Source organism: Candidatus Uabimicrobium amorphum (assembly GCF_009002475.1).
GTDB lineage: Bacteria > Planctomycetota > Uabimicrobiia > Uabimicrobiales > Uabimicrobiaceae > Uabimicrobium > Uabimicrobium amorphum.
Map to the genome: position 1 here is coordinate 1,626,885 of NZ_AP019860.1, position 12,406 is coordinate 1,639,290.

General features: G+C 41.6%; 11 protein-coding genes. 10 read left to right on the forward strand and 1 reads right to left on the reverse strand.

Annotation, left to right across the window (positions count from 1 at the left end; genetic code table 11):
* Positions 1–22: 22 nt before the first annotated feature.
* Positions 23–886, reverse strand: coding sequence for a metallophosphoesterase family protein (locus tag UABAM_RS05710; protein WP_151967038.1), 864 nt, complete (start codon positions 884–886; stop codon positions 23–25).
* 376 nt (positions 887–1,262) lie between these two features.
* On the opposite strand from UABAM_RS05710, the gene UABAM_RS05715 reads away from it, so the two are divergent.
* The 10 genes from UABAM_RS05715 to UABAM_RS05760 all read left to right on the forward strand — a co-directional run bounded on the left by UABAM_RS05715 (position 1,263) and on the right by UABAM_RS05760 (position 12,406).
* The gene (locus UABAM_RS05715) at positions 1,263–3,434 is read left to right on the forward strand and encodes a PQQ-binding-like beta-propeller repeat protein (protein WP_151967039.1); all 2,172 of its coding nucleotides are present in this window, start codon (positions 1,263–1,265) and stop codon (positions 3,432–3,434) included.
* Between the two features lie 10 nt (positions 3,435–3,444).
* Positions 3,445–4,896, forward strand: coding sequence for an outer membrane protein assembly factor BamB family protein (locus tag UABAM_RS05720; RefSeq protein ID WP_151967040.1), 1,452 nt, complete (start codon positions 3,445–3,447; stop codon positions 4,894–4,896).
* Positions 4,886–5,254 carry a hypothetical protein gene (locus UABAM_RS05725; RefSeq protein ID WP_151967041.1) on the forward strand — a complete coding sequence of 123 codons (369 nt, stop codon included), beginning with the start codon at positions 4,886–4,888 and terminating at the stop codon, positions 5,252–5,254. Before UABAM_RS05720 ends, UABAM_RS05725 begins: the two co-directional genes overlap by 11 nt.
* 175 nt (positions 5,255–5,429) lie before the next feature.
* Positions 5,430–6,488, forward strand: a complete 1,059-nt coding sequence (locus tag UABAM_RS05730; RefSeq protein WP_151967042.1) for a hypothetical protein — start codon at positions 5,430–5,432, stop codon at positions 6,486–6,488.
* Complete coding sequence (locus UABAM_RS05735; RefSeq protein ID WP_151967043.1) at positions 6,488–7,909, forward strand: aldehyde dehydrogenase family protein; 1,422 nt, start codon at positions 6,488–6,490, stop codon at positions 7,907–7,909. Before UABAM_RS05730 ends, UABAM_RS05735 begins: the two co-directional genes overlap by 1 nt.
* 14 nt (positions 7,910–7,923) lie before the next feature.
* Positions 7,924–9,066, forward strand: a complete 1,143-nt coding sequence (locus tag UABAM_RS05740; RefSeq protein WP_151967044.1) for an iron-containing alcohol dehydrogenase — start codon at positions 7,924–7,926, stop codon at positions 9,064–9,066.
* An 8-nt stretch (positions 9,067–9,074) separates the two neighbouring features.
* Complete coding sequence (locus UABAM_RS05745) at positions 9,075–10,382, forward strand: coproporphyrinogen-III oxidase family protein (RefSeq protein ID WP_151967045.1); 1,308 nt, start codon at positions 9,075–9,077, stop codon at positions 10,380–10,382.
* A gap of 6 nt (positions 10,383–10,388) precedes the next feature.
* Entirely contained in the window at positions 10,389–10,907 is a 519-nt protein-coding gene (locus UABAM_RS05750) for a hypothetical protein (RefSeq protein ID WP_151967046.1), read from the forward strand.
* Entirely contained in the window at positions 10,894–12,141 is a 1,248-nt protein-coding gene (locus UABAM_RS05755; RefSeq protein WP_151967047.1) for an NAD(P)/FAD-dependent oxidoreductase, read from the forward strand. The genes UABAM_RS05750 and UABAM_RS05755 overlap by 14 nt, the downstream gene beginning before the upstream one ends.
* A gap of 52 nt (positions 12,142–12,193) precedes the next feature.
* A complete protein-coding gene (locus UABAM_RS05760; protein WP_151967048.1) occupies positions 12,194–12,406 on the forward strand; it encodes a DUF3311 domain-containing protein in 213 nt (70 codons plus the stop codon).

Consider the following 12,406-nt stretch of genomic DNA (forward strand, 5'->3'; position numbering starts at 1 on the left):
TTCCTTTCAAAATATTCTCGTGTTAGTATCCACGACTCAAACGTTCCGCCAAAAACTTTTTGACATCTTTTTTCATCGATGTGGCATACAGTTTTTTTTGCGTTTTCTTCCAGTCATAATTCAATCGAAAAAAGCTAACGCTTTGTCCATCGTAAATAGCATAAGATGCACGACGGCTACCATCTCTTGGTTGACCAACACTACCAGGATTTATGATCATTTTTTTATTTTTGATATTGCGGACATGCGTTTTTTTACTTGGAACGAAAAAGATGGTCTTAGGACCGATAAAAGTGGCTTTCGTATTCCATGAGTGAATATTTTTAAAAATAATGCTATTGTGATATGATGTAAGTATAGCAGGGACATGCGTATGACCGCAAAAACAGTGGTTTTCAGAAAACTGTGTTAGAAAAGTCATTAACAAGTTATCGATTTGCCGATTAAATGCCAAAAACAAATGTTCATCTTCAGGGCATACGTACTCCATGATCGGACTTCGAGGAGATGCGTGGACAAAAAGTGTTTCTTTATCTTTTCGCGAAGCAAGTTTTTTTGCTCCCTTTTTCTTAAACTCTTGTTTCAATTTTTTCCAAGAAGGAAGATTGTGTAGTTGTTTTCCTGTCCAACGAATGGCTTCGCTGGCAACAGGGTTCATCATTTCGTCTCCGGGGCTTAAAATCTCATATTCGTGGTTACCAATTAGTAAAATATCTGCTACCTTTTTCGCTTTTTCCCAACACTCTTTTGGATTAGGCCCATAACCGACGGTATCTCCTATAATTATGATGCGATCGACTTTTTGCTTTTCAACATCTCGTAAAACAGCTTCAAACGCTTCTAAATTACCATGGATATCACTCAACACAGCACATTTTTTCTTCACATAAAACCCTTTCTATACACTTGCGCGTTTTTTAATATGTTGATAAACAACATCTCTGAATCGCTTATCTTTCTTAGATGTCGTTTTACAGTTTAACAATTCGCTCCGTTTTACGCTAGCTGAAAATATTTCACTTGTTTCCGCATCAAAGATACAGCAAGACAAAATTCAGTTATATATTTTACAAGGAAACAATTACATTGTATATTATATCCAAAATAATTGGCGATGTTTCATATAGTACACACCAGTTTATGTCTTTAATTCTGTATATGCAATCTTTTATAGTTCATAATGTATATATACCGTTGCAGGATGGAAAGAAATCCTAGCACTCTTCAAACTATACAACATACTGTTACAGGATACGATTCTTATGAAGATTCTGATACACCTTATTTTTATATCGTTATTGGTAAGTCCCATGTGGGCGCAAAGTTGGCATCACTGGCGCGGTCCGTCGCAAAATGGTGTTGCTGAAGACAAAAATTTACCGAGTTCCTGGTCGAAAGACGGGGAAAACTTGATTTGGAAAGCGGACTACGGAGCGCGATCAGCACCTCTAGTGATGAACGGCATGGTGTATATGATCAATAGCGCTGGAGAAAAAGAGCACTTACAAGAAAGAGTTCTCGCTCTAGACGCTAAGACAGGTAAACTTATCTGGGAACACCGCTTCAACGTTTTCCACACAGATATCGTCGCACACCGCGTGGGATGGGCAAATCTCGGAGGAGATTTGGAAACGGGAAATGTTTATGCTCATGGTGTCCAAGGGCGCTTTTTTTGCTTTAGCAAAGACGGCAAGGTTTTATGGTCTCGCTCTTTGACAGAAGAGTTTGGACGTATCTCTGGGTACGGAGGACGTACAAACACTCCAGTAGTTGACGGTGACTTGGTAATTATTAGTTTTCTAAGTAGTGGTTGGGGAAAACACGGTAAAGGTAAACATCGCTACTTGGCAATGAACAAGCATTCCGGCCAAGTTGTTTGGTGGTCTGATCCAGGACAAAAGCCTCTGGACACAACTTATTCTGTACCAGTAATAGCTGAAATAGATGGTCTACGTCTTCTCATCACAGGATGTGCGGACGGTTTTATATACGCACTGAACATCCACACCGGGCAACGCCGTTGGGGATACCAATTTAGCAAGCGTGGTATCAACTCTTCGGTAGTTGTACAAAACCATCGTGTATTTGCCATGCACAGTGAAGAAAATATCGATAACAATCTCATGGGTAGTATTGTGTGCATTGATGGGCGCGGAAAAGGAGACATAACAAAAACCGGTACACTATGGCGCCACGATGGTACTCGTGTAGGATACACATCGCCCATTGTACATGGAAGTAACTTATACGTCATGGATAATTCCGCAAATGTTCATTGTATGAATGTTGTTGATGGCAAAACAAAATGGGAGTTCAATTACGGAACCGTCGCCAAAGGTTCAGGAGTACTCGCCGATGGCAAAATTTACGTGGGAGTTGTTGGTGGTAAGTATGTCATTTTACAACCTTCCGCATCAGGATGCAAATTGCTAGATGAAGAACATTTTGCATTAAAAGACGGTTCTCCTATCGAAATAAATGGTTCCCCAGCAGTTGCAAACGGTCATGTTTATTTACCAACGGGTAATAGCATGTACTGCATTGGTTCCAAAGAAAAGCAAGTGAGCGGTACAAAAGCACAACTACTACAGATTGTACCTGCAGAGACATGGATTTCTCCCAAAGAAAGCGTTCAATTTACCGCACAGCTATTTGATGGCGAAGGTAAGTTTGTCAAAAATGGTGCGGCAAAATGGACCATCAAAGGATTAACAGGTAATATCGATGAACACGGCAACTATACTGCCGGTGATGGTAATCAGCAACAAGCAGGCGAAATCACTGCTGAAATCGACGGTTTAAAAGCCATTGCGCGTCTACGCATCATTCCCAAACTTCCTTATAGCGAAAATTTCAATAGTATCAAGGAAGGTACACCTCCTCCTGGTTGGATCACATCAAAACTTAAGTGCCAAGTTGTGCAACTAGATGGAGAAAAAGTATTAAAGAAAATGGCAAACCGCCCAGCACCTCCATTTGCCAGACTCAAAGCATATATCCAGCCACCACTACCCGCAGGGTACACGATTCAGGCAGACTTGCGCGGAGATCGCAAAAAACGTTTTTATCCTGACCTTGGTCTTATCAACTGTCGTTATACACTTATTCTCTTAGGAACTACCTTGAAACCGCAATTGCGCCTTGTTAGTTGGGACCCAATGCCGCGCATTCAAAAAGATGTTCCTTTCAAATGGAAAACAAATAAGTGGTACACAGCAAAATTACGTGTTGATTTACAGGATAACAAAGCGCTGGTGCGCGGTAAGGTCTGGGTTCGCGGAGAACAAGAGCCAAAAGAATGGTCCATTGAACTAGTTGACCCATGTCCCAACCTTGGGGGAAGCCCTGGTTTGTACGCGTATAGCGTAGGTATCACATCTTCTAAGCCAGGTACACCTGTATATTTTGACAACGTGGAAATCACAAATAACTAAGGGGAGTAAGATGAAAAAGTATACCGTATTAGGATTGTTGATCTCACTGACATTTACCATCGCCGATGATTGGACAATGTGGGGTGGTAAAGTTGGACGCAATATGGTCAACGATGTAGAAAAAAACCTACCCGTAAAATGGGACGAAGAGAGCGGTGAGAACATCAAGTGGATTGTGGAACTTGGATCTCAAAGCTATGGAAATCCAGTTGTTTCTAAAGGTAAAGTATTTGTTGGTAGTAACAACGAAGGTTTGAAAGACCCTAAAGTTAAAGGCGACAAGGGTAACATCTTGTGTTTTCGTGAAAAAGACGGTAAATTTTTATGGCAAGCAGTACATGACAAACTTACCGCAGGTCGCGTAAACGATTGGCCTCTACAAGGTATTTGTTCTACACCGGCGATAGAAGGTGACAGACTTTACTATGTGAGTAACCGTTGTGAAGTGGTATGTGCTGATACCGAAGGTTTCCACGATGGCGAAAATGATGGTATGCAAGATGAAAAATACAAGGGCAAAGATAAAGCCGACATCATTTGGACCTTCGATATGATAGAAGAACTAGGCGTTTTTCCTCACAACCTTGCAACTTCTTCACCCATTGTCGTTGGCGACATGATTTATTTGTTAACATCAAACGGCGTAGATGAGGGGCACTTAAACATACCATCTCCTCGTGCACCAAGTTTTATTGCCATAAACAAAAAAACTGGTGAATTGGAGTGGGAAAATGGCGATCCTGCGGATAAAATATTACATGGTCAGTGGTCTTCTCCGGCATATGGAGTTGTAAAAGGTCGTGCTCAAGTGATTTGTCCTGGTGGCGATGGCCTTGTTTATTCTCTTGATCCTAAAACAGGAGAAGTACTATGGACATTCGACTGTAACCCTAAAGATGCCGTTTGGGAACTTGGTGGTCATGGTACACGCAACAACTTGGTTTCCACACCAGTTATCTTCAATGATAAGGTGTACATTGGTGTTGGGCAAGACCCAGAACACGGCGAAGGTATTGGCCATTTATATGCCATTGATGCTTCAGGTTCTGGAGATGTCACCAAAACACACGCGTTGTGGCACATTGGTGGAAAAGACTTTGGACGTACGATGTCTACTGCCGCAATTAAAGACGGCTTGATGTACAATTGTGACTTAGCCGGATTTATGTACTGCATCGACGTTGAAAAAGGTAAAATTCTTTGGAAGCATGATATGGAAGCTGCCATTTGGGGCTCGACGATCATTGTTGACGGAAAAGTATACCTTGGTGACGAAGATGGTGATATTGTTGTTTTTGCCCATGGAAAAGAAAAGAAAGTTCTTGGTGAATCGATACTAGAAGGTACTATTTACACAACACCTTCACCTGCAAACGGTACTCTATACATCGCCACACAGTCAAGACTTTATGCTGTTGCACTTCCACCTGCAAAAGAAGATGGAAAAAAAGATGAAAAATGATGTATTAAATAAGTTAAAAAAGAATGCACATCCCAGTGCTCCATTGGGAGAGGCACTCATTATCGGAGCGATAGGTGGCTCTGCTTTTTACCTATCTTTCGCTATTTTTGCCGGTCCTATCTTTATCAGCACTCTTCTCACGTGCACTTTATTTGGCTTATTAGGAGGAGCTATCCCCGAATTGATTTTCTTATTTGCAGGGAATAACATCGCTCTTATCCGTTCATGGACAATGGTAGCGATTCTACTGTTTTTGCTACCCGCTGTCCCGACAGGGTTTTACGGAACGTCTTTTATTTACGGCTACTTGGTATACTTACTAAACCTAGCGCGTAAAAAAGGACTTCCTGATACATAAAATATATTTAGTGCTACATAGAAAACGCATTCCACGACAATCATTGTGAAAAAGAAAATCCGACAATTTCAGGTCATCCTTTTTCACAATGATGACAATATTTCACTACAAAGTATCATATTTTTTTATTTTGTAAGTATTCAATTTGTTTAGCAATAACTATCAAGGAAAAAAAATGTCCACAGAAACAACCGAAAAGTTAAATGCATGGACCCGAGAAATTGTAGAGTGGCACTTTAATCCCGAAACGGGATGCAAATTTTGGCTCGATTTTGCTGAAAAACTTTCTTGGGACCCACGCAAAGAAATACAAAGTTTCGCTGATTTACATAAATTTGGTTTTTTTGAAGATAATTGGCTAAGATCAGGGGATATTCGCGACTGGTTACCGAAGGGGAATGTTGGAAAACCGATGTACGTTTTCGAAACCGGGGGAAGTACAGGACAACCCAAAACTAGGCTGAGTTCTGACGATTTGCGTACGGACTATAGCAATTTTAGTACTACACTCAACGATGATGATTTCCCTAAAGGAAGCGACTGGCTACTTCTCGGCCCTACTGGTCCTAGACGTTTGCGTTTAGCAATTGAACATCTTGCACAGGTACGAAATGGAATCTGTTTTTGCGTGGACATGGATCCGCGCTGGGTAGTAAAACTTATCAAGAAAAAACAACTTGCTGTACTAGAAGAGTACAAAAGACATATTGTCGATCAAGCCTTAACTATTTTGAAGAGACACAAGAATATCAAGTGTCTATTTGCAACTCCTAAACTTCTACAAGAACTTTGCTCACGCGTTTCCCTAAAACAATTGGGAATAAAAGGAGTATTTTGCGGTGGAACACAAATGGACGCACAATTTCATCGTTTTGCTGTCGAGGAATTAATAGAAGGGGCTGCATTTGTTCCCACATATGGGAATACATTAATGGGACTTGCTTGCCATAAACCTTATACTCCCGAGGATAATTACGATATCATTTATTATCCGCCATTACCACGAGCACTTTTACAGGTGGTAAATCCGGATAATCCAAAAGAAGTTGTGCCATACGGTGAACTTGGCCGTGTTATGTTAACAACGATGACAAAAGAACTCTTTATGCCAAACTTTTTAGAAAGAGATCAGGCCATCCGCGAACCTGCCTGCGACCTATATCCTTGGGACGGTGTACGTAATGTCGCCCCATTCAGTCGTATGGGGGCAACTGTAGTCGAAGGAGTATATTAATGCTACACATTCCGTTATTGCGCAATGGAAAACAGTATACGAGTTTGAACCAGAGCGAAATTACTGATCATCGCACCGGAGAAGTTCTCGCAACGATGAGTTTAGCAAATCCAGGGCTTATCACCAAAGACATTAGAGAGAACAAAAAAGTTTGGCATGATTTGCAAAAACTATCTCTCGATGAAACCTTAGAAATGTGTAAAAAAGCCGCAGGTTTGTTTTTAAACGCGGAAATTCCATTTGCCAACACAACACAAACTCCCGAACAGTTTGTAAAATATCAATCGGCATCCACAGGTATGCCAGAAAACATGTGCCGTGCGAACATGGACAAAGTGCACTGGGTCCTCACCAATCTTCGCGATATCATCAAGAGTCTATCAGGTCGCGTCGATTTCTCGATAATAGAGAGTGGGTATGGAGTTCAAGACGGTATACCTATTTCGTTTTTGCCCATGGCAAGACAACTAGGAGCCGTATTGCCAAGTAACTCTCCGGGGGTACACTCTTTATGGGTACCTTCTCTAGCGCTTCGCGTTCCTGTTGTTTTAAAACCAGGTAGTCGTGAACCATGGACCCCTTTTCGACTTTTGCACGCCTTTATGGAAGCAGGCTATCCTTCCGAGGCCCTTTCTTGTTATCCAACAGACTATGCAGGTGGAAACAACATCATGCTTTATTGTGAAAGAGCCATGATTTTTGGAGATGATTCCACAGTACGCCTATGGGAAAACGATCGACGTGTGGAAGTCCATGGTACTGGTTTTAGTAAAGTTCTTCTTGGCGAAGACATCGTGGAGAACTGGCAAGAGTATATGGATGTTCTATTCACCTCGGTAATGGCCAACGGCGGACGTTCATGTATCAATACTTCCGCAATTTGGACACCCAAATACGGTCGCGAAATAGCAGATGCACTCGCAAAACGCATGGTGGAAACAAGACCTTTGCCTCTTACCCATCCACAGGCAGAGTTATCGGCATTTTCCGATAAACGCATGGCGGAATATATGGACCATGCCATAGAAGTGGGTCTTGATACCGAGGGGGCAGAAGACGTAACCGCAAAGTATCGTCAAGGTGAGCGCGTAGAGGTTTGCGAAAAGAGTACTTTCTTACAGCCAACGTTAATACATGTAAATGGTTATGAGCATCCGCTCGCCAACCGCGAATTTATGTTTCCCTTTACATCTGTAGTGGAAATGCCGCAAGAGGAAATGTTAAAAACTATTGAAAAAAGCTTAGTGGTTACCGCGATTACCAACGACCCAGATTGGCAACGCGAATTATCATGTTGTCCACATATCGATCGTTTAAACATTGGTCCAATTCCGACGTGTAAAGTAGATTGGTTACAACCTCACGAAGGTAATTTATTCGAATTCTTGTTCCAGCGTCGTTCGTTCCAGAAAACCCCATAACTAAAGAGGATAAGATGTGGCAACCCTTTGAATACGCAGCCAAAAGTAAAATTATTTTTGGGAAAAATTCTTTAGAGCGCCTAGGTGAAGTGGTCGAATCATTTTCCGTTCAACGCGTAGTAATCGTCACTGATCAAGGCATTATCGATGCTGGCCATGCCCAAAAAGCCGTCGAAAATCTTACACAAAGAAATATCACCGCCCTTATTTTTAGTGATTTTGCCGAAAATCCCACTACGGAAAACGTCAAAGTTGGCGTTCAGTTCGCAAAAGAAAACGACATTGAACTTATCGTTGGACTTGGCGGTGGTAGTAGTATGGATTGTGCCAAAGGTATCAATTTCATTTTGAGCAATGGCGGTGAAATGCACGACTATTGGGGATATGGTAAAGCACAGCAACCAATGCTGCCAATGATAGGTATTCCCACAACCACAGGAACGGGAAGTGAGGCGCAATCATATGCCCTCATCTCTGATGCAAAAACGCATCGCAAGATGGCTTGTGGAGATCCGAAAGCCGCCTTTAAAGTAGCGATACTCGATCCAGAGTTGACCAAAACCCAACCAGTTTCCGTAATAAAAGCAACAGGAATTGACGCGATTTCACATGCCTTAGAAAGTGCAGTTACCAAAAGGCGTAACGCGATGTCGGCTTCGTTTTCTTTGTATGCTTGGAAGCTACTCAACGAACATTTTGAGCGTATGCTCTTCGAACCTACAGATGAAGAGACAAATACCAATATGCAAATCGGAGCTTGTTACTCTGGTATGGCGATTGAAAACTCGATGCTGGGCGCAGCACATGCCAGTGCAAATCCGCTCACCAAAAACTTTGGAATTACTCATGGACATGCTATTGCTTTGATGTTGCCACATGTTATTCGTTATAATGCTACACATGCGCAAGATATCTATGAAGATCTTTGCCGAATATCTGGTATTACTGTCGGTTCATGTGCAGGAAAAGCACTAGCCCGACGTGTTGAAAAGCTCATTTCGTTTACAGAGTTACCCACTAATTTACGAGCATATGATATTCCTTCCGACGCTATTAACAACTTAGCTGCGGAAGCTACCAAAGAATGGACAGCCCAATTTAATCCACGTATGGTTAAACACAACGATTTTGTTACTCTTTACAATAGAGCTTTATAGAGGTTGCTATGAGCGAAACAAAAAAAGATACTGGAGTGGGAAGTTATTTTGTTTCTAACTATCCGCCATACTCCTTTTGGAAAGACGAACACCAAAATACGGCACTGCAAACAATTAATACACCAGCACAACAAAATCGCAACTTGGGATTTTACATGCACATACCATTTTGCCGCAAACGCTGCAAATTTTGCTATTTTCGCGTTTACACAGATAAAAACAAAAAGCAACGCGAAGATTATTTGCGCAACTTGGTAAAAGAATTAGAATTGTATGCAAAATCTCCTGCTGTCAGCGAGCGCAATGTAAAGTTTTTTTACGTTGGCGGGGGGACTCCTTCGGCTTTAGCTCCCGAACAGATAGAATACCTAGGACAGGAGTTGCGTCGTATTTTTTCACATGAAAATGTTGAAGAAGTGACCTTTGAATGCGAACCTGGCACTTTAAGTGAAAAAAAATTAGAGGCCATCAGAAACTTTGGCACAACTCGCTTGAGTTTGGGTGTCGAAAATTTTTCTGACGAAATTTTAAAAGAAAATGGTCGTGCACATTTAAGCGAAGAAATTTTTCGCGCATACGAATGGGTGAAAAAACTTGACTTTCCACAAGTCAATATTGACCTGATCTCAGGTATGGTTGGTGAAACGGAAGAAAACTGGCAATCGTGCATTGATCAAACAATAGATTTGCGTCCAACGAGTGTGACGATCTATCAAATGGAATTACCCTTTAATTCGATATACGCCAAACAAATACTAGGCGAAGAGGCCACATGTAAAGTGGCGACATGGGAAACGAAACGCCGCTGGGTCCAAGACGCTTTTGACCAATTTAAAAAGGTCGGCTATCAGCAAAGTAGTGCTTATACAGTGGTCCTTCCCAGTGAGAAGCAAGCATTTTGCTACCGCGACGAATTGTGGTATGGTGCGGACATGATTGGCACTGGTGTGGCGTCTTTTTCTCATTTACAAGGTGTGCACTACCAAAATGTCGACAAATTTGATAGTTATATGGAAAAATGCGAACAAGGAGTATTCCCTGTTCACCGCGCCTTTCCTACCACAGATCGCCACCGTTTAATCCGTGAGTTAATCTTGCGTATGAAACTCGGTTATTTAAAACGTCAAGAATTTTTAGATAAATTCTCCGTAGATATCCTAAATGAGTTTGCAGATCAATTTTCAACACTGCAAAATCAGGGAATGTTAATCGAAAACAACGAAGGTGTGCAACTAACACCTCAAGGTTTGTTACAAGTAGATAGTCTACTACCTAATTTTTATGATCCTGAATATCAAAATGCCCGTTATACGTAAAAAAATATGCTAAATTCACTGTTCACATTTTTCAGTAAAGAGAATCTACGCTACGAGTTATTATCTGGCGAAAGGGTTCCCGTTCCATATCGAGATTTGTTGGTACACAACAATCATATGACCACTACTTTGGAAAAATTTTATGGGCAACCGATCCAGGTAGAGGTAAAAAGGCAACAAGTAACAAAGTCCTTATACCAAAGGTACTCATTGCTATGGCTTCCCAAAGTCGGAGTTGTCGAAATAGGCATTGTTGAAATGGACTTATCTTTTTTTTCTGACGGAATATGTGAAGAAATTTTGCACGGGCAAAAACCATTGGGTAAAATATTAATAGACCATAAAGAACCGCGAGATGTACAAGTAGACAACTATTTTAAATTGCAAACTTGTGCAAGCCTAGAAAAGGCCTTTTCTCTATCTACGGTTTTTTTTTACGGGCGCGCAACGACAATTTCGTGCAAAGCCCCCATAAAGGTAGCTGAAATTATACGACCCCAAGGAGTAAAACATGGAGAATCTTAAAAGCTTTTACGAAGTAGTTGTCATCGGTGCTGGTCCTGCTGGTAGTTCTGCGGCCACTTTTTTAGCGCAACTAGGCCACGACGTTTTATTAGTAGAACGCGAAAAGTTCCCTCGCCATCACATCGGTGAATCACTCATGCCGAATGCGTACTGGCAACTCAAGCGCCTAAACGTAATAGATAAACTAAAAGAAATTGGATTTGTGCGCAAACACAGTGTGCAATTTGTCAACGATAAGGGCAAAGCATCAAAGCCATTTTATTTTAAAGAACGCAACTCACATGAAAGTTCCGTTACGTGGCAAGTAGAGCGTAGTGAATTTGATCAGATGATGCTGAATAACGCCGCGGAACACGGCGCACAAATTATGTCCAACACCAAAGTAATCGACATACTACAAGATAACGACACCATAAATGGCGTTGTGGTAAAGCAGGGAGAACACGAACACAAAATCAATGCCAAAGTTGTCGTTGATGCGAGTGGAACAAGTGCCTTCATCGCACGCAGACTGAAAATATACGAACCCGACCCGCATTTAAACAAGGGCGTTCTTTACACCTATTTTCGTGGAGCAATGCGTGAGTGTGGAGTTGATGAAGGAACCACGATTATACTACATACAGAAAAGAAGGATGGTTGGTTCTGGTACATCCCACTAAAAGACAACGTTGTCAGTGTGGGAGTTGTCTCAGACATCGACAAATTATTTCGCGATCGCACGCTCAGTAAATGCGGTATTTTTATGCGAGAAGTCAACAGATGTAAAGCTCTAAAAGAAAAGATACAATTTGCAACCCCGATTGCAAACGTAAAAGTCTGCAAAGACTTTTCGTACAAGTCCAAACAGGTCGCGGGAAATGGCTATGTTCTCGTAGGGGATGCATTTAGTTTTATAGACCCTGTCTATTCTTCAGGTGTATTTCTAGCGATGAAATCAGCAGAGTTTGCCGCAGATGCTATTCATAAAGCGCTCAAGGCAGATGATGTAAGTGCTGAACGTTTACGTAGTTTTGAGCCACAGCTACTCAGTGGTATGGAGTCTATTAAAAAGTTGGTTTACACTTTCTACGACAACGGTTTTAGCTTTGCTAAATTCTTAAAAGCATATCCACAGCACCAAGATATTCTAGTGGACATACTCATCGGTGACGTCTTTAAGGACGGAATTGATGAAATTTTCACTGCCATGGAGAATTTTCAATCACCACAAATGGAATATGCACAAGCGTAGTATAACGAACTAGGGCGTGCGATGACACGCCACACAACAAAAAAGGAAAAACATGAAAAAGAAAATTATTTGGGGAGCGGTCATCTTACTTGCCATTCTCCACAAAGATTTTTGGTGGTGGGATGATACAACCATCGTATTTGATTTTCTACCAATTGGATTAGCATATCATGCTGGAATTTCAATATGCGCTTCCATCCTGTGGGCGCTAGCCGTTGTATATGCCTGGCCTGATGATTTAGAAGCCGAAGCTGAGGGAGAATAA